We start from the raw sequence: 18,583 nt of genomic DNA, 5'->3' as shown, positions 1-18,583 counted from the left end.
AGGCCACTTCCCCGCCGTCGTTCCGGGCCCGCCGCTCTACGGCGCCCCGGAATGACGATCGGAGCGAGGCTCAGGACGCGGCCGCCGTCAGCCCCTGCTCGGCCCGCCCCAGCAAAAACCCCTCATATCCCTTCGCCGCGACCTCGTCGCAGATCCGGCGGTAGACACCGACGCCACCGATATAGGGCATGAAGATGCGCGGCTTGCCGGAAATGTTGGCACCCATGTACCAGGAATTGGCCTGCGGATAGAGCGTGCCGTGCGCGACCTCGTTGACATGGGCGACCCACTTGTCCTCGGCCTCCCCGCAAGCCTCCATGGTGGCAACACCCTGCCTGCGCATGTGGACGAGGCAATCGGCGATCCAGTCGACATGCTGCTCAATCGAGACGATCATGTTCGAGAGCACCGACGGACTGCCGGGGCCGGTGATGATGAAGAGGTTCGGAAAGCCCGCGCTCATCAGCCCGAGATAGGTCTTTGGGCCTTCCGCCCATTTCTCGTTCAGCGTCCGTCCGCCCGGGCCACTGATGTCGATCTTCGCGACCGAGCCAGTCATGGCATCGAACCCCGTCGCCATCACAAGCGCGTCGACCTCGTGGTCCTTGCCTGCGACGCGCACGGCATTCGCGGTGATCTCCTCGATCGGATTGGTCTTGATGTCGACCAGCGAGACGTTCGGCCGGTTGAAGGTCGCGAAATAATCCGTATCGATGCAGATGCGCTTGGTGCCGATCGGATGGCTGTTCGGCTGCAACAGCTTCGCGGTTTCGGGGTCCTTCACGATCTCGGCGATCTTGCCGCGCACGAAGTTCGCCGCGGTATCGTTCGCGGATCGCTCCAGGCCGAGATTGTTGTAGACATACATGAAGGTGAGCCCGCCGCGCTCCCAGCGCGTCGAATATTTGCCATTCCTGGTCTCGTCGCTGTCGTCGAGTGCGCCGCGATCGGGTTGCTCGGCGAAAATGCCGTTGCGTGCGACTTCGCGGGCGAAGCGGCGGATCTCCGGATAGGTCTTGCGGAAATTGTTGCGTTCTTCGCCGGTCAGCGCGGCGTTGCGCGCGGGAATCGAAAAATTCGCCGTGCGCTGAAATACGGTGAGATGTTTTGCTTGTTCTGCGATGACGGGCGTCGATTGGATGCCAGACGATCCCGTCCCGATCAGGCCGACGCGCAAGCCCGTGAAGTCGACGTCTTCATGCGGCCAGTTGCCGGTGTGGTAGACCGGTCCCTTGAAGCTCTCGAGGCCCTTGATGTCAGGCTTGCGCGCGTTCGAGAGGCAGCCGGTCGCGAGCACGATGAACTGCGCCTCAACCGTCTCGCCGTCCGACGTCTTCACCGACCAGCACTTCGTGCCCGCGTCGAACGCCGCGCGCTCGACGCGGGTGTCGAACTGGATGTCACGACGAAGATCAAAACGATCGGCAACGTGGTTGGCGTAGTTCAGAATCTCCGGCTGCGGCGCATAGCGTTCGCTCCAGTCCCACTCCTGCTGAAGCTCTTCCGAGAACGAGTAGGAATACTGCATGCTCTCGACATCGCAGCGCGCGCCGGGATAGCGATTCCAGTACCAGGTGCCGCCGACGCCACCGCCCTGCTCATAGACGCGCGCCGAGAAGCCAAGACCGCGCAGGCGGTGCAGCATGTACATGCCGGCAAAGCCCGCGCCGACGACGACCACGTCGTAAGCTTTCAAGGCTTGGGCCTTCACGGTTCGGGCCGGACTCGCTTGCGCTTGCGACATCAGTTGGCGCTCCCTCGCTGTTTTCTCTTTGTTTGCGCCAGCATTCTCACAGGCTCACAAAAGCGCAAGAGGCAAATCGGTGGGCTCTGGCCTGTTTATTTTGTGCTGCGGAATGGCTCATCCGCCGCGTGGCGTCTGCACGCAAGATGCGCGGCCAAATCCGGATTGGCATCGCTAGCGACGATGGGCTAGCCTCGAAGTGCCTTCGCTCAAGCAAAGCAACAACAGCAACGCGACGGCTGCCGGGAGAGTGCCATGAAATCGCCGATCTGCGACATGCTGGGCATCGAGTTCCCGCTGCTCGCCTTCAGCCATTGCCGCGACGTCGTTGCCGCCGTCAGCCGCGCCGGCGGCTTTGGCGTGTTGGGCGCGACCGTGCACACGCCCGACACGCTCGAACGCGAGCTGAAATGGATCGACGAGCATGTCGACGGCAAGCCCTATGGCATCGACGTGCTGATCCCCGAAAACATCTCGACCGCAGGCGAGAAGGACGTCACCTGGAAGAGCCTGGAGGCGCGCGTGCCGCAGGAGCACCGCGCCTACACGCGCGACCTCCTGAAGAAATACGACATCGAGTTGACGACAAGTGATGTGGCCGACAACCAGCCGCAACCGTTCGACGCGAAGACCGCACTTCAGCTGCTCGAGGTCTCCTTCAACCATCCGATCCGTTTGATCGCCAACGCGCTGGGCGTGCCGCCGAAGGCGATGATCGAGATGGGCAGGAAGCACGGCGTGCCGGTTGCCGCCCTCGTCGGCGCCAAGGAGCATGCGTTGCGCCAGGTCGCCGCCGGCGTCGACATTCTCGTGGTGCAGGGCACCGAGGCCGGCGGCCATTGCGGCGAGGTCTCCACCCTGGTGCTGGTGCCGGAGGTGATCAAGGCGATCAAGAACATCCGCGACGTGCCGGTGCTCGCGGCCGGCGGCATCATGACGGGACGGCAGATGGCCGCCTGCATGGCGATGGGCGCGGCCGGCGCCTGGACCGGCTCGGTGTGGCTCGCCACCGTGGAGGCCGAGACCACGGAGATCTTCCGCGAGAAGATGATCGCGGCGTCCTCGCGCGACGCGATCCGTTCGAAGGGGCGCACCGGCAAGCCCGCACGCCAGCTCCGGTCGGTCTGGACCGATGCCTGGGACCGCGCGCCGGAAAGCCCCGGCGCGCTGCCGATGCCGCTGCAAAGCGTCATCAGCCGCGACGCCTTCAACGCGATCGATCGGGCGGCGGCGAGCGGCAATGCCAAGGCGCGCGACCTCGTCAGCTATTTCGTCGGCCAGGGCGTCGGCCTGATCGACAGCGTGAAGTCGGCGGGCGCGGTGGTGCAGGAGTTCAAGGAGGAATTTGCCGAGGCCGTCGAGCACATGAATGCGCTGGTAGCGGAGTAGCATCCACATCGTCATTGCGAGCGAAGCGAAGCAATCCAGACTGCTTCCGCGGATACATATCTGGATTGCTTCGTCGCTACAGCGCAAAATTGCTTCGCAATTTTGTCGCGAGCTCCTCGCAATGACGAGACAACTAACATCGTGAATCGAGATTATGACTGACAATATCCCAGAAGACCGCATCCCCGTCATCGTCGGCATCGGCGAGATCATCGACCGACCCAAGGAGATCACCGAGGGCCTCGAGCCTCTCGATCTTCTGGAGCAAGCGCTGCGGCGGGCCGAGCAGGACGCCGGCGCAAAGCTGCTTGGCGAGGTGCAGTCGCTCGACGTCGTCAACTTCCTGAGCTGGCGCTATCGCGATCCGGAGAAGCTTTTGGCGCAGCGGCTCGGCATTGCGCCGGCGCATTGCTATTACGGCCCGGTCGGCGGCGAGAGCCCGATCCGCTACATCCACGAGGCGGCAAAACGCATCGCGCGTGGCGAATGCACTGTGGCGGCAGTCTGCGGCGCGGAGGCGCAGTCGACCGCGACCAAGGCGGAGCGCGCCGGGGTCAAGCTACCCTGGACGCCGTTCGCCCATGACGTCGAGGAGCCCAAGCGTGGGGCGGCTTTCCAGAAGCCGCTGGCGGTGAAACTCGGCGTGTTCCGTCCCGTCACGGTTTATCCATTCTATGAGTCCGCCTCCTCCGCCCATTGGGGCCAGACGCCGCGCGAAGCCATGGCAGAGTCCGGCACGCTGTGGTCGCGCTACTCCCAGGCCGCCGCCGAAAATCCCAACGCCTGGCTGAAGCGGCGCCATGCGCCGGACGAGATCACGACGCCGACGGCCGACAACCGGCTGATCGCCTGGCCCTACAACAAGCTCATGGTCGCCAACCCCAGCGTCAACATGGGCGGCGCGCTGCTGCTCACCAGCCTCGCCAAGGCGCGCGCGGCCGGCATCGCGGAGGACAAGCTGGTCTACCCGCTTGGCGGCGCCTCGGCCGAAGAGCCGCGCGATTACCTCCTGCGCGATCAGTTCCATGAAAGCCATCCGCAGAATGCGGTGCTGAAGGCGGCGATGGATCTCGCCGGCGGCGACGGTAAAAAGTTCGACGCGATCGAGCTCTATAGCTGCTTCCCCTGCGTGCCCAAGATGGCGCGGCGGACGCTTGGCCTCGGGGTCGACGTGCAGCCGACCGTGACCGGTGGCCTGACCTTCTTCGGCGCGCCGCTCAACACCTACATGACGCATGCGGCCTGCGCGATGGTGCGGCGTGTGCGCGATGGTGCCAAGCTCGGGCTGCTCTACGGCCAGGGCGGCTTCGTCACCAAGCACCACGCATTGGTGGTGTCGAAGACGCCACGTGAGGCGCTGGCGCAGGAGACGAGCGTGCAAGGCGAGGCCGACCGCAACAAGCGCGCGGTGCCCGAGTTCGTCACGGAGGTCTCAGGCAAGGGCAAGGTCGAGAGCTTTACGGTGCTCTATGGCCGCGGCGGCGAGGTCGAACACGGCGTGGTGATGCTGCGGACGGCGGACGAGCGGCGCACACTCGCGCGCATTCCGGCGAGCGACGCGGCGACGCTTGCGCATCTGCTCAACATGGATCGCACGCCAGTAGGCTCGCTCGGCGAGATCGCGATGGCCGCGGATGACGTGCCGGAGTGGCGGGTGGCGTAGCTTTCATAGGGTGGGCAAAGGCGCTCTTGCGCCGTGCCCACCATTCTTCTTCCAATCACGTGAAGACGGTGGGCACGCTTCGCTTTGCCCACCCTACGAGATCAACCTAGCCCTTCGGCGCCTGCTTCTCCGACGCCGTCGCCGGCTTGCCCTTGGCACCGCCGGCGACGCGAACCTGGTCGCCGTCGGAAAGGCCATCCGGCGGGGCAGTGATGACGCGGTCGTCGGGTGCGATGCCCGAGGCGAGTTCAATCTCCTTGCCGAGATCGCGCGCGATGGTCACGGTCTTGAACTGCACCTTGTCGTCGGGACCGACGGTCGCAACACGCAGACCGCTGCCGTTGAAGATCAGGGCGCTGGCGGGAATGCTCAGCGGCGCGGTGTCGCGCTGAAGGTTGAGCTTCACGCTGGCATAGCCGCCGGGCATCAACTCGCCGTTGGAATTGTCGAGCCGAAGCTGCATGCGGGTGGTTCCTGAGGCGACGTCGACGGCCTGCGAAGACGCCTCGACCGTCGCCTGGAATGTCCGGTTCGGGTATTCCGGCATGACCATGGTGGCCTTGGCGCCGATCTTGATCGCAGGCACGTAGTTCTGGGGAACGTTGACGTAAACGCGCAGCTTGGTGATGTCGGAGACCACGAACATCGCCGGGCCGGAGCCGCCGCCGGCATTGATCAACGCGCCGACGTCGGTATCGCGCGCCGTGACCACGCCATCGAACGGCACCGTGATCTTCTTGTAGCCGGCCAGCGCTTCAAGCCGTTCGACATTTGCCTGGCCTGAATGGACGGCCGCGTTCTTGTTGGAGAGATCGGCGGTGCGCTCGTCGATCTCCTGCGCGGAGACGAAGTTGGAGGCGACCAGCGTCTTGCGCCGGTTGAGCGTTGCTTCCGAGAGCCTGGCACTGGCCTGCTGGCTGGCGAGGTCGGCGCGGGCCTGAAGCAGTTGCTGGTCGAGGTCGGGCGCCTCGATCTCGGCGATCACCTGCCCCGCCTTGACGCGCGCGCCCATGTCGACGCTCCAGCTCTTCAGATAGCCGGAGACGCGTGCGAAGATAGGCGCGCGGTAATAGGCTTCGAGCCGACCCGGCAGGTCGATGGTGCCGTTGAGGGATTTTGCGTTCGGCAGGGTCACCGCAACGCTGGGAACGGCCTGATCGTCGGTCCATTCCTTCAGCTTGGAGCCCTGCTCCTCGCGGGCACGAATGCCGGTGCCTACGACGAGGCCTGCCGCAATCAGCGCCACCACGCCGAAGATGCCCAGTTTCCGGTGCGACACCGGGGAGCGGGGTTCAGTGGGCGACATGCGGAGTCTCCAATGGGGCGGCGGCTTTGGCGCCCTGTTTCTTGTGTACCATACTGAACACCACGGGAACAAACATCAGCGTGGCGAAAGTTGCAAAGATCAGGCCGCCGATCACGGCGCAGCCAAGCGGCGCATTCTGCTCGCCGCCCTCGCCCAGTCCGAGGGCCATGGGCGCCATGCCAATGATCATGGCGAGCGCGGTCATCAGCACCGGGCGGAACCGGACGAAGCCGGCCTCGAGCGCAGCGGCGATGGGGTCACCGAGTTCCTCGTAGCGCTCGCGGGCGAAGGAGATCACGAGCACGCTGTTGGCGGTGGCAACGCCCATGCACATGATCGCGCCGGTCAGGGCCGGCACCGACAGCGTCGTCTCGGTCATGAACAGCATCCAGACGATGCCGGCGAGCGCGGCCGGCAGCGCCGTGATGATCACGAACGGATCGGACCAGGACTGGAAGTTCACGACAATCAGGAAGTAGATCAGCACGACGGCACCGAGCAGGCCGAACAGAAGACCGGTGAAGGCGCTGTTCATGGTCTGCACCTGGCCGAGCAGCACCACGGAGGAGCCCTTCGGCACGTCCTTGGCCGTGTCGGCGATCACCTGGCGGATGTCGGCGGCGACCGCGCCGAGATCGCGGCCCGAGGTCGTGGCAAAGATCTGGATGAGGTTCTGGATGTCGTATTGCGACACCACCGCACTCGAGGTCGCGCGCTTGATGTCGGCGATGCCGCCGAGGATCGGCGACTGCGAGGCGCCCGTTGCCGTGATCGGCAGCGTCTGCAGCGCGCTGAGCGAGTCGATCTGGTATTGCGGCGTCTGCATCACGATGGAGTAGGAAACGCCGTTCTCCGGATTGAGATAGTAGGTCGGCGCGACCTGCGAGGAGCCGGCGAGATTGACCACGAGGCTGTTGGTGACGTCGCGCTCGGTCAGGCCGACATATTGCGCGCGGGTGCGGTCGACGTCGATGTTGAAGGTTGGGTTGTTCGGCGACTGCTGGATGCGCGCATCGGCAACGCCCGGAATCTTGCGAACCCGCGCCAACAGATTGTTGGCGTAGGCAAAGTTGGCGTTGACGTTGGCGCCGCGGATCTGCAGGTCGATCGGCGCCGGCGCGCCGAAGTTCAGGATCTGGCTGACGATGTCTGCGGGGAGGAACGCGAAGCTGACGCCGGGGAACAGGCGCGGCAGCTGCTCGCGCAGCACGCGCACGTGCTCTTCCGTCGGCTTGTGGCCCTCTTTCAGCTTGATCTGGATGTCGCCGTCCTGCGGGCCGATCACGCCCGTGTTGTTGTAGGTCATGTTGATGCCGGAGATCGGCATGCCGATGTTGTCGGTCAGCGTCTCGATTTCACCGGGGATCAGCTTGCGGATCGCCTTCTGGACGTCGGCGAGCTGGTTCGCCGTCTCCTCCACGCGGGTGCCGACCTGGGTGCGGACATGCATCAGGATATTGCCGGCATCGACCGCCGGGAAGAAGTTGCGTCCCAGGAACGGCACCAGCGCGAAGGACGCGCCGACCACGCAGAGGAAGCCGATCACGAACACCGCGCGGTGCGCCAGCGCGAGCCCGAGGAAGTCATGGTAGCCGCCGCGAATGCGCTCGAACCGGGCCTCGAAACCGCGCTGGAACCACACCAGCGGATTGCGCGACTTCGGCGGGCCGCCCTCGTGATGGACGTGTGCCTGCAGCAGATAGTTCGCCATGGTCGGCACCAGCGTGCGCGACAGGATGAACGACCAGATCATCGCGAACATCACGGCTTCGGCCATGGGCACGAACAGGAAGCGGGCGACGCCGGAGAGGAAGAACATCGGCACGAATACGATGCAGATGCACAGCAACGAGACGAAAGCCGGCGTCACGATCTGGTTGGCGCCGTCGAGGATCGACTGCTCGACCGGCTTACCCTGCTCCAGATGGTAATTGATGTTCTCGATGGTGACGGTGGCGTCGTCGACGAGGATGCCGACCGCGAGCGCAAGGCCGCCGAGCGTCATGATGTTGAGCGTCTCGCCGATCGCCGACAGCATGATGATGGCGCCGAGCACCGAGAGCGGGATCGAGACCGCGATGATGACCGTGGAGCGCCAGCTGCCGAGGAACAGCAGGATCATGACGCTGGTCAGCAGCGCCGCGATCACGCCTTCGATCGCGACGCCTTGAATCGCACCGCGGACGAACACCGACTGGTCGCCGATGAAGCCGATCTTCAGCGCGTCCGGCAGCTGGTCCTTGACGTCGATCACCTTCTGCTTGATGCCGGCGATGATATCGAGCGTCGAGGTCGCGCCCGCCTTCAGCACCATCATCAGCACCGAGCGGTTGCCGTCGACATGGACGATGTTGGTCTGCGGCGGATTGCCGTCACGCACGGTCGCGACATCGCGCACATAGACCATCGCGCCGTTGACCGTCCTGATCGGCAGATTGCCGAGCTCGTCGATCTTCAGCGGCGAGTTGTTGAGCTGGATGTTGTATTCGAACTGGCCGATCTTCTGGGTGCCGACCGGCGTGATCAGGTTTTGGGCTGCGAGCGCGTTGGCGACGTCCTGGCCCGACAGGCCACGGGCCTGGAGCGCGGTCGGATCGAGGTCGATCTGGATTTGGCGCTGCTTGCCGCCGAACGGATACGGGATCGCCGCGCCGGGCACGGTGACCAGCGGGGTGCGCAGATTATTGATGCCGATATCGGCGAGGTTCTGCTCGGTCAGGCCATCGCCCGACAGCGCCACCTGGATGATCGGAACGGTCGAGGCGGAGTAGTTCAGGATCAGGGGCGGCGTTGCGCCCGGCGGCATCTGCTTCAGCAGCGTCTGCGAGATCGCGGTGACCTGCGCGTTGGCGGTGCGGATGTCGACGTTCGGCTGGAAGAAGATCTTGATGATGCCAAAGCCGTTATAGGAGTTGGCGGTAATATGCTCGATGTCGTTGACGGTCGTCGTCAGCGCCCGCTGGAACGGCGTGGTGATGCGGCCGGACATCTGGTCCGGCGGCAGGCCGGTGTACTGCCAGACCACGCCGATCACGGGGATGCGGATGTCCGGAAAGATGTCGGTCGGCGTCCGCAGGGCCGCGAGCGGCCCGATGATCAGGAGCAGAAGCGCGAGCACGACAAACGTGTAGGGTCGGCTCAGGGCAATACGGACCAGAGCAATCATTGGTCAGGCAATTCCAAATCAGGGACAGGGAACACGCCCCACGGGTTCCTAGGGCTGATTTACCCGAACACCGTGGAAATGGCCAACGACAGCGCCGCCCCGTCCGGTCACTTCCCTGCTATCGCACTGCGAAATCGCATTCCAGATATGCAGCCTGCGGCCGGAATATTACGGAAGCGGCTCACCCCCAGCAAAAAAAGCGGCGCCCGCAGGCGCCGCCTTCAGAACTGCGATGGTTTCCCGGCTCAGGCCGCGCGGACGTTGGTCAGGAACTTGCTGACCTCGGTCTTGAGGCGGCTCGAGTCGTTGGACAGCATCTGCGCTGCCGACAGCACCTGCGAGGAGGCGGTGCCGGTCTCGGTCGCGCCGCGCTGCACGTCGGTGATGTTGGAGGAGACCTGCTGGGTCCCCTGCGCCGCCTGCTGCACGTTGCGGGCGATCTCCTGGGTCGCTGCGCCCTGCTCTTCCACCGCAGCCGCAATCGCCGAGGAGATTTCGGAGAGACGCTCGATGGTCGAGGAGATCTCCTTGATGGCGCCGACCGAGTCGTTGGTCGCCGCCTGGATGCCGGAGATCTGCTGGCCGATCTCGCCGGTCGCCTTGGCGGTCTGCTCGGCGAGCGCCTTCACCTCGGAGGCGACCACCGCAAAGCCGCGGCCGGCTTCACCGGCACGCGCCGCCTCGATGGTGGCGTTCAGCGCCAAGAGGTTGGTCTGGCCGGCGATGGTGTTGATCAGCTCGACGACGTCGCCGATGCGGGAGGCCGCCTTGGACAGCTCGCTGACGCGCTCGGTGGTGGCACGGGCCTGGCCGACGGCGTCGCCCGCCATCCGCGCTGATTCCTGCACCTGACGGCTGATCTCGCCGACCGACGAGGCCATCTCCTCGGTGGCCGAGGCTACCGACTGCACGTTGGTCGAGGCTTCCTCCGAGGCCGCGGCGACCGTGGTCGCCATCCGCTGTGAGCGGTCGGCGGTCGAGGTCAGCGTCGAGGCGGAGGCTTCGAGCTGCGTCGAGGCCGACGACACGGTCTGGACGATCTCGCCGATCATCGTTTCGAAATCGCGGGTGATGCCGTCGACGCGGCGGCCGCGCTCGATCTTAGCTTCGGCATCGGCGGCGGCGGCCTCGTCGGCGGCTTTCTTGGCGATCAAGGCTTCCTTGAAGATCTGGAGTACGTCGGCCATGGCGCCGATCTCGGTCTTCTCGCCGCGATGCGGGACTTCGGCGGAGAGGTCGCCCTTGCCGAGCGCCTGCATCGGCTGGATGATCGAGTTGATGCCGGCGGAGACGTCCTGGACCAGGTAGAAGCTGACGCCGATGCCGATGATCACGGCGGCGCCGAGGATGATCGAGACCAGCATGAAGGCATAGAAATAGCTGTCGGCGGCATCCTGGGCAGCCTGGTCGCCGCCCTTGGTGTTGAGATCGATGTCCTTCATCAGGACCTCATCCGACGCAAGGCCGATCTTGTTGACCGTCTTGGTGTTCAGCTCCTGCGCGTCATGCGGGACCTTGCCGGCCTCCTTGCGCGACAGCGCCATGACGTCTTCGGTGCCCTTCTTGTAATCGTCCCAGAGCTTGGCCCATTCGTTGTACAGCCGGCGTTCCTCGGGCGAAGTGATCATCGGCTCGTAGGCCTTGCGGGACTTGGCGAGCGCCTCGATGACGGTGCCGGCCGTCTTTTCGTTGGCGAGCTTCTCCTCGAGGGTCTCGGACAGCATGTGCTGGCGAACGACGTTGCGGTAGGTGATGACGCTGGCGCGGAGTTCGCCGAGCACCCGGACGCTGGGCAGCCAGCTCGTGGTGATGTCGGTGGTGTTGGCGTTCATCGACCGCATCTTCGTGACGGCGAGCAGGCCCATGCCGGTCATCGCGACCAGCAGGAACGCCACGACACTGATGATCTTGGCGCGAATGGAAATGGTGGCGAACATAATCGGGTCTCGTTGTGCTGGCGCGGGCGCGCGTCCGGGAGGTCTTAACAATCAACCAAAAGGAGCGACGCCGACATCAGACAACAGAGCGACTGAGCAGATGTTAACTACGACTCCGTTCGAGTACGGAGCCTGAAAGAAATGAACAGGCAGCTAAGAACGCCCTGCGCTCAGCGCATGAGCCCAAGCGCGTCCGCGAAGAATTCCGGCCCGCCGAAATTTCCGGACTTCAGCGCGAGCAACATATCGCCTGCTTCAGCGCCGACGGCGCGCAGCACCGGGACGCCCGCAGCGATCTCCGCACCGACCAGGAAGCCGGGAATCCCGAGGCGATCGACGACGGCGCCGGAGGTCTCGCCGCCAGCCACGACCAGCCGCCTGACGCCTGATTTGACTAGGTTTTCCGCAATGTCGGCCATCGCCTGCTCGATGGCGTGACCGGCCGCATCGCGGCCGTGGCGCGCCTGCAAGGCGGCGACCTGATCCGGTGTCGCGCTCGACGCGATCAGGACCGGACCGTCGGCTAAACGCGGCCTGGCCCAGGCGATCGCGCGCTGCACTTCGTCCGCTCCCGTAAGAATACGGTCCTGATCGAGATGGAGCACCGCCATGACGCGTTCGGCGTTGGCGATCTGCTGAAGCGTCGCCTGCGAGCAGCTTCCGGCGAGGCAGGCCGCCGGTCCGCTGACGGCGGCGTCCGCCCCGCCGCTGCCAGCGGCCGACTTGACCTTGCCCGTCGAGACGAGAGCCCGCGCCAGTCCGAGGCCGATGCCGGAGGCGCCGACCGACAGCCGATGCTGGGCAGCGACGAGGCCGATGGTCTCGAGGTCGCGGTCGAACACGGCATCGATGATCGCGGCACCGATGCCCTTGCCTGACAGTTCGGCCAGCCGAGCCCGCACGGCCTCCGCGCCGCGGGTGACGGTCGCGAGGTCGACGAGACCCACCTGCGTCTTGCTCTGGCGTGCCAGCACGCGCACCAGGTTGGAATCGCGCATCGGGTTGAGCGGATGGTCCTTGAGCGGGCTCTCGTTCAGCGGCACGGCGCCGACGAACAGATTGCCCTGGTAGACCGTGCGACCGGTCTCCGGGAAGGCCGGCGTCACCAGCACGACGGCCTCGCCGCTATCGGCGCGCAGCGCGTCCATCACCGGGCCGATATTGCCCGCATCGGTGGAATCGAAGGTCGAGCAGATCTTGAACAGCACATGGCGCGCCCCGCGGCCACGCAGCCATTTCTCCGCCGCGCGCGAGCGCGACACGGCAAGGCCCGCCTCGATCGAGCGGCTCTTCAGCGACACCACGACGGCGTCGACCTCGGGCAGCGTGAGATCGTCCGCGGGCACGCCGATAGTCTGCACGGTACGCAGGCCCGCGCGCGTCAGCGTGTTGGCGAGATCGGAGGCGCCGGTATAGTCGTCGGCGATGCAACCCAGTGCGAGCGTCACGGCTTCACTCCCGCATAAGGCTTGAACCAGGCGAGGCCATCGGTGGTCTTGCCGCGCGGATTGTATTCGCAACCGACGAAGCCGGTATAGCCGAGCCGGTCGAGTTCAGTGAACAGGAAAGGATAGTTCAGCTCCTCGCCGTCGGGCTCGTTGCGCGAGGGGACGCTGGCGATCTGGATGTGCCCGATGATCGGCATCATCTCACGCAGGCGGATGGTGACGTCGCCATGGATGATCTGGCAGTGATAGATGTCGAACTGGAGCTTCAGGTTCGCCAGTCTCAGTTCCTGGATCAGGTCGCGCGCGAAGCCGAAATCGTTGAGGAAGTAGCCGGGCACATTGCGCGCATTGATCGGCTCGAGCACGATATCGATGCCGTGCGGAGCGAAGAACTCCGCAGCCCACGCCACCGATTTGTAGAACGCCTCGATCGCGACGCGCTCGCCGCGGTTGGCAATGCCGGCCATCAAGTGCAGCCGCTTGACGCCGGTCGCCTTGGCGTAAGGCAACGCGGTCTCCAGGCTCGCCTTAAGATCGGAGAATCGCGCCGGCAGCGCCGCAAAACCCTTCTCGCCGGCATTCCAATCGCCCGGCGGCAGGTTGAACAGCGCCTGCGTCAAACCGTTGCGCTTGAGCCGCTCGCCGACCACTTCAGCCGGATGCTCGTAGGGAAAGAGGAATTCGACTGCAGTGAAGCCCGCTTGCGCGGCGGCGTCGAAACGGTCGAGGAACGGCACCTCGGTGAACATCATCGAGAGGTTGGCGGCGAAACGGGGCATTGGAATCCTCTTGGCTTTACTTGTCGCCGGGAAGTTTGACGCCGGTGACCTGCGCGTACATGCGCGCCACCGAGGCGTCGTCATCGCGGCCCATGCCGGCAGCTGACGTCATCAGGAACATCTGGAGAGCGGCGGCCGAGACCGGCACCGGGAAGCGGGCGCTGCGCGCCATGTCCTGGATGATGCCGAGGTCCTTGACGAAGATCTCGACCGCGCTGCGCGGCGTGTAATCGCCGTCGAGCACGTGCGGCATGCGGTTCTCGAACATCCAGGAATTGCCGGCGGAGGCCGTGATCACCTCATAGACCTTGCGGATGTCGAGGCCCTGCTTGGCGGCGAACGCCATCGCTTCGCTGGCGGCGGCGATATGCACACCGGCGAGCAACTGGTTGATCATCTTGAAGGCGGCGCCCTGCCCTGCGGCATCGCCGAGCTCGTACAGTTTTGCCGCCATGGCATCGAGCGCCGGCCGTGCCTTTGCAAAGGCAGCGGGACTGCCGGAGGCAAGGATCGTCAGTTCGCCTTGGGCCGCGCGCTGCGCGCCGCCGGAGATCGGCGCATCCAGATAGTGACGGCCGGTCGCCTCCAACTGCTTTGCGAGGCGACGGGCCACATCCGGGTCCATGGTTGCGGAGGACAGGAAGACGCTGTCCTTCGGCAGGGTCTCGGCGACGCCATCCTTGCCGAACAGGATGGTCTCGGTCTGCGCGGCATTGACGACGACGCTGACGACGATGTCGGCGCCCTTGGCCGCTTCCGCTGGCGTGCTGACGCCTGTGCCGCCGTCCTTCACGAAACGCGCCACGGCGTCAGCCGAGACGTCGCAGCCGGTCACCGCATGACCAGCGCGCTTCAGCGAGGTCGCCATGCCGAACCCCATCGAGCCGAGCCCGATGACCGCGATACGCTGATTTTGTGACGTGGAGGCGGACATGCAACTGACCCTTGCGAACGTTTCCTGGACGGCCGCCCTTTGCGGCGGCTCACTGATCCGAATAACACGGCTTGGCCGCGCTGCCAAAGCGTGAGACAAGCGGGCATGACGGCTATGAGCAACGAGACCCGGCTGCGCGAGGATATCTGCCGCTTCGGACGGTCCTTGTTCGAGCGCGGGCTGACGCCGGGCTCTTCCGGCAATATCAGCGTCAAGATGCACGACGGGGGTTGGCTCGTCACCCCCACCAACGCCTCGCTCGGCTTCCTCGACCCGGCGCGACTGTCGCGGCTGGACGCACGGGGCCGCCTCCTCTCGGGCGATGCGCCGACCAAGGAAGTTCCGCTGCACACCGCGCTCTACGACACGCGCGAAAGCGCGCGGGCGATCGTGCATCTGCACTCCACCCATTCGGTCGCGCTTTCGATGCTACCCGAGATCGACCCACGCGCCGCGCTGCCGCCGATGACGGCTTATTATCTGATGAAATGCGGCGCCACTGCGCTTGTGCCCTATTACCGCCCCGGCGATCCCGCGGTTGCGGATGCGATCAAGGGACTGGCGGGCAAATATTCATCCGTGCTGCTCGCCAATCACGGCCCGGTGGTCGCTGGCGACACGCTGGAGGCCGCGGTATTCGCGACGGAGGAGCTGGAGGAGACGGCGAAGCTGTACCTGCTGCTGCGCGGGATGAACCCGCGGTATTTGTCGCCGGAGCAGGTGAAGGATCTGGTGAAGGTGTTCGGGGTGACGCTGCCCGGGCACGAGCATTAGCGCCACCGTCTCGTGACGAGCGCGATGGCGCGGCCTCACTCACCGCTGTCATTCCCCGCGAAGGCGGGGAATCCAGTACGCCGCGGCTTCTCCGTAGCCAACTAATGTCTCTGGAATACTGGATCGCCCGCCTTCGCGGGCGATGACACCGATCGTGTAGTAACTAAAGCCCCAGATACGCCTTCCGTACGTCCGGGTTCCCCCTGATCTCCTCTGCCGGGCCCTGCATCAGCACGCGGCCGGTTTGCAGGATGTAGGCGCGGTCGGCGATCTCCAGGCACTCGGCCATGCGCTGCTCGACGATCAGCACGGTCATGCCGGCGTCGCGGATGCGCAGCACCGCCTGGAAGATTTCGTCGACCAGCTTCGGCATGATGCCCTGCGAGGGCTCGTCCAGCATCAGCAGCCGCGGGCGCGTCATCAACGCGCGGCCGATGGCAAGCATCTGCTGCTCGCCGCCGGACAGCGTCTCGGCGCGTTGCTCCAAACGTTCCTGGAGACGCGGGAACAGCGTGAACACGAGATTGAGCGGCCCCTCGCGGTCGGCGTCACCGCGGTACAGATAGCTGCCGAGGCGCAGATTGTCGCGCACCGACAGGCGCGGGAACAGGCGGCGGTTCTCCGGCACATAGGCGATGCCGGTGGCGGTGATGTGATGCTGCGCCATGCCGTCGAGGCGCTTGCCGTCGAACGTCACCGTGCCCGAGCGCGGGCGCTCGGCGCCGGCGATGGATTTGAGCAGCGTCGACTTGCCCGCGCCATTGGCGCCGGCGACGCAGACGATCTCACCCTTCTGGACCTCGATCGAGACCGCAGAGATCGCGACCAGGCCCTGATAGGCGGTCGTGACTTCATGCACCGACAGCATGACGATCTCCCAGATATGCACTGATCACCTTGGGATCGCGGACGACGTCGGAAGGCTTACCCTCGACCAGCACCTTGCCGAGGTCGAGCACGATGGCGCGGTCGACCAGCGGCATCACGATCTCCATGACATGCTCGACCATCAAAACGGTGATGCCGGCATCGCGGACCTTGCGCACCAGCGCGACGCCGGTCTGCGCCTCGGTCGGCGTCAGGCCGGTGAGGACTTCGTCCAGCAGCAGCAGCTTTGGTTCGGTCGCCAGCGCACGGGCGACTTCGAGGCGGCGTTTCTCGGCCGGCACGAGGTCGCTCGCGAGCACGTCGGCGCGCGCGGCAAGACCGGTGAATTCGAGCACCTCATGCGCCTTGCGGCGCGCCTCGCGCATCACGGTGTTGCGGACGAGAGCACCGACGATGACGTTGTCGATAACAGTCATGGTCTCGAAGCTCTTGACCACCTGGAAGGTGCGCCCGACGCCACGCTGGCAGCGCTCGGCCGCCGGCATGTTCGTGACATCCTCGCCGTCGAACCAGATCGACCCTTGCGTCGGCGGCAAGACGCCGGCGATGAGATTGAATAGCGTCGACTTGCCGGCACCGTTCGGCCCGATCAGACCGACGATCTCGCCGCGGCCGACCGAGATCGAGACATCGCTGTTGGCGACGAGGCCGCCGAACCGCTGCCAGACGCCGCGGGTTTCAAGGAGCGCTGTCATCGCGTGGCTCCTCTTGCTTTCGAACGGGAGAACAGGCTCACCAAGCCGCGCGGCAGGGCCAGCGAGATCGCGACGATCAGGGCGCCGTAGACGATGAGGTCAACGCCACGGCCTGAGCCGCCGATATAAGAGCGCGTCAGCTCCGTCATCGGGATCAGGATGGCCGCCCCTAGCACCGGACCCCAGAGGGTGCCGATACCGCCGAGCACGGCCGGCAACGCCATCAGCAGCGAGAACTGGAAGCCCATCACGCTTTCAGGGTCGATATAGGCGAGAAACTGCGCATAGAAGGCACCGCCGATGGCGACGAGGAAGGCGGAGACCGCGGCCGCGCCCATCTTGGAGTTGAACACGACGACGCCGAGGCTCTCGGCCGCTTCCGGATTGTCCTTCACCGCGCGCCACCAAAAGCCCCATTTGGAGTCCTCCAGCCACCAGGTGACGAACCAGGCGAGGCTGCACAGCACCAGCGCGAAATAGAAGTACGGCAGCTTGCTGCGCATGAACTGGAATTTCAGCCAGCTGTCGCCGCGCACGGGAACGGTGATTCCCATCGCAGCCCCCGCCCATTCCCAGTTCTGGAACAAGAGCAGTCCGATTTCGGCGATGACGATGGTCGCGATCACGAAGTAATGGCCGCGCAGGCGGAAGAAGGGATAGCCGAGCCCCATTGCGATGATTGCCGCAATCACGCCGCCGGCGAGCATGCCGAACCAGGGCAGCACGCCGAACTTGGTGAACAGCAGCTCGGTGGTGTAGGCGCCGATGCCGAAATAGAGCGCGTGCCCCAGCGAAATCTGCCCGCAATAGCCGGACAGGATGTTCCAGCTCTGCGACAGCGCCGCATACATCAGGGTCAGGATCAGGATGTTCTGGACGTAAACATCCTTGATCAACAGCGGAGCCAGCGCTGCGAGCCCGGCCAGCACGGCGGCGATGATGAGGTCGCGGCGGCGCCGCGCTGCAAAAGCCTTGTCCATCACATCGACCCGAACAGGCCGCGCGGCCGGATGAAGACGACGAGGAGATAGACGGCATAGATGCCGACGGACTTCAGCGATGGCGGCAACACCAGCGCGGTCACCGCTTCGACCAGGCCGACAATAATGCCGCCGGCGAAGGCGCCGAACACGCTGCCGAAGCCGCCGAGCGCCACGGTCACGTAGGCGATCAGCGCGAACGACGCGCCGACATCGGGATAGATGTAGAAGAACACCGCCATGATCGCACCGGCGAGACCGACCAGCGCGGCGCCGAGGCCCCAGCCGAACGCGAACACGCGGTTCTTGTCGATGCCGACGAGCGCGACGGCGCCGGGATCCTCGCGGGTGGCTTCCAGCGCGCGGCCGAAGTCGGTGCGGTGGATGAAGAGGTAGAGCCCGGCGAAGGCCGCGATCGAGACCAGCGCACCGATGAGCTGCGGCTCGGGCAGGAAGATGCCGGCGACCGAGATGGTTTTACCGCCGAGCCAGGACTGTGGAATGCTGCGATAGTCCGGCGTGAAGAAGTACTGCGCGAGGCCGCGCATCACGATCGCAAGGCCGAAAGTCGTGAAGATCTGCACCATGCCGGCATTGGCCTTGGCCCGCATGGCGAAGCGTACAAGGAGTAGATAGACCACCGCTCCGAACACGAACATCGCCGCGGCGACCAATGGGGCCGACAGCAGGGGATCGATCGCGAAGAACGCGAACAGAAAGAAGGACAGGTACATCGCGAGCATCAGGAATTCGCCATGGGCGAAGTTCGTGACGTCCATCAGGCCGAAAATCAGCGCGAGGCCGACCGCGATCAGTCCGTAGAGCAGGCCCATCAGAAGGCCGCTCGCGAGACTCTGGATAATGGCTTGAGCTGTCAAAA

General features: G+C 65.1%; 14 protein-coding genes. 3 read left to right on the top strand and 11 right to left on the bottom strand.

Annotated elements, in window-relative coordinates; all coding sequences use genetic code 11:
• Positions 1–70: 70 nt before the first annotated feature.
• A complete protein-coding gene (locus tag ABIB95_RS06465; RefSeq protein ID WP_354238269.1) occupies positions 71–1,744 on the bottom strand; it encodes a flavin-containing monooxygenase in 1,674 nt (557 codons plus the stop codon).
• A gap of 255 nt (positions 1,745–1,999) precedes the next feature.
• Here ABIB95_RS06465 and ABIB95_RS06460 point away from each other — a divergent pair, with 255 nt between their 5' ends.
• Complete coding sequence (locus ABIB95_RS06460; protein ID WP_247308149.1) at positions 2,000–3,133, top strand: nitronate monooxygenase; 1,134 nt, start codon at positions 2,000–2,002, stop codon at positions 3,131–3,133.
• Between the two features lie 154 nt (positions 3,134–3,287).
• Complete coding sequence (locus ABIB95_RS06455) at positions 3,288–4,796, top strand: acetyl-CoA acetyltransferase (RefSeq protein ID WP_354238268.1); 1,509 nt, start codon at positions 3,288–3,290, stop codon at positions 4,794–4,796.
• Between the two features lie 106 nt (positions 4,797–4,902).
• On the opposite strand, the gene ABIB95_RS06450 is transcribed toward ABIB95_RS06455, so the two are convergent.
• The 6 genes from ABIB95_RS06450 to ltnD form a co-directional block, all read right to left on the bottom strand.
• A complete protein-coding gene (locus ABIB95_RS06450; RefSeq protein ID WP_085403936.1) occupies positions 4,903–6,102 on the bottom strand; it encodes an efflux RND transporter periplasmic adaptor subunit in 1,200 nt (399 codons plus the stop codon).
• On the bottom strand, positions 6,089–9,268 hold the full coding sequence (locus tag ABIB95_RS06445) for an efflux RND transporter permease subunit (RefSeq protein ID WP_354238267.1): 3,180 nt from the start codon (positions 9,266–9,268) through the stop codon (positions 6,089–6,091). The genes ABIB95_RS06450 and ABIB95_RS06445 overlap by 14 nt, the downstream gene beginning before the upstream one ends.
• 245 nt (positions 9,269–9,513) lie before the next feature.
• The gene (locus tag ABIB95_RS06440; protein WP_063984694.1) at positions 9,514–11,205 is read right to left on the bottom strand and encodes a methyl-accepting chemotaxis protein; all 1,692 of its coding nucleotides are present in this window, start codon (positions 11,203–11,205) and stop codon (positions 9,514–9,516) included.
• A 170-nt stretch (positions 11,206–11,375) separates the two neighbouring features.
• Positions 11,376–12,653, bottom strand: coding sequence for a 3-oxo-tetronate kinase (gene otnK, locus ABIB95_RS06435; RefSeq protein WP_354174608.1), 1,278 nt, complete (start codon positions 12,651–12,653; stop codon positions 11,376–11,378).
• Positions 12,650–13,432, bottom strand: coding sequence for a 2-oxo-tetronate isomerase (otnI, locus tag ABIB95_RS06430; protein ID WP_247308130.1), 783 nt, complete (start codon positions 13,430–13,432; stop codon positions 12,650–12,652). The genes otnK and otnI overlap by 4 nt, the downstream gene beginning before the upstream one ends.
• 16 nt (positions 13,433–13,448) lie before the next feature.
• Positions 13,449–14,588 (bottom strand): L-threonate dehydrogenase, encoded by a 1,140-nt coding sequence (gene ltnD / locus ABIB95_RS06425; protein WP_502917800.1) that lies wholly within the window; start codon positions 14,586–14,588, stop codon positions 13,449–13,451.
• Here ltnD and otnC point away from each other — a divergent pair.
• Positions 14,472–15,140 carry a 3-oxo-tetronate 4-phosphate decarboxylase gene (gene otnC, locus ABIB95_RS06420; RefSeq protein ID WP_166099069.1) on the top strand — a complete coding sequence of 223 codons (669 nt, stop codon included), beginning with the start codon at positions 14,472–14,474 and terminating at the stop codon, positions 15,138–15,140. The two genes, ltnD and otnC, sit on opposite strands and share 117 nt — an antisense overlap.
• Positions 15,141–15,303: 163 nt before the next feature.
• Here the strand turns inward: otnC and ABIB95_RS06415 are convergent, their stop codons facing one another.
• The 4 genes from ABIB95_RS06415 to ABIB95_RS06400 are packed head-to-tail and all read right to left on the bottom strand — an operon-like array spanning position 15,304 to position 18,581.
• A complete protein-coding gene (locus ABIB95_RS06415; protein ID WP_063984698.1) occupies positions 15,304–16,008 on the bottom strand; it encodes an ABC transporter ATP-binding protein in 705 nt (234 codons plus the stop codon).
• On the bottom strand, positions 15,992–16,723 hold the full coding sequence (locus tag ABIB95_RS06410; protein ID WP_028146884.1) for an ABC transporter ATP-binding protein: 732 nt from the start codon (positions 16,721–16,723) through the stop codon (positions 15,992–15,994). Before ABIB95_RS06410 ends, ABIB95_RS06415 begins: the two co-directional genes overlap by 17 nt.
• On the bottom strand, positions 16,720–17,703 hold the full coding sequence (locus ABIB95_RS06405; protein WP_063984699.1) for a branched-chain amino acid ABC transporter permease: 984 nt from the start codon (positions 17,701–17,703) through the stop codon (positions 16,720–16,722). The genes ABIB95_RS06410 and ABIB95_RS06405 overlap by 4 nt, the downstream gene beginning before the upstream one ends.
• Positions 17,703–18,581: a branched-chain amino acid ABC transporter permease gene (locus tag ABIB95_RS06400; RefSeq protein ID WP_063984700.1), complete on the bottom strand. Its 879-nt coding sequence runs from the start codon at positions 18,579–18,581 to the stop codon at positions 17,703–17,705. Before ABIB95_RS06400 ends, ABIB95_RS06405 begins: the two co-directional genes overlap by 1 nt.
• Between the last annotated feature and the right edge of the window lie 2 nt (positions 18,582–18,583).

The sequence above is a fragment of the Bradyrhizobium sp. LA2.1 genome, from assembly GCF_040547725.1.
Taxonomy (GTDB): Bacteria; Pseudomonadota; Alphaproteobacteria; order Rhizobiales; family Xanthobacteraceae; genus Bradyrhizobium; species Bradyrhizobium barranii.
This window is presented reverse-complemented; position numbering and strand designations above follow the sequence as displayed.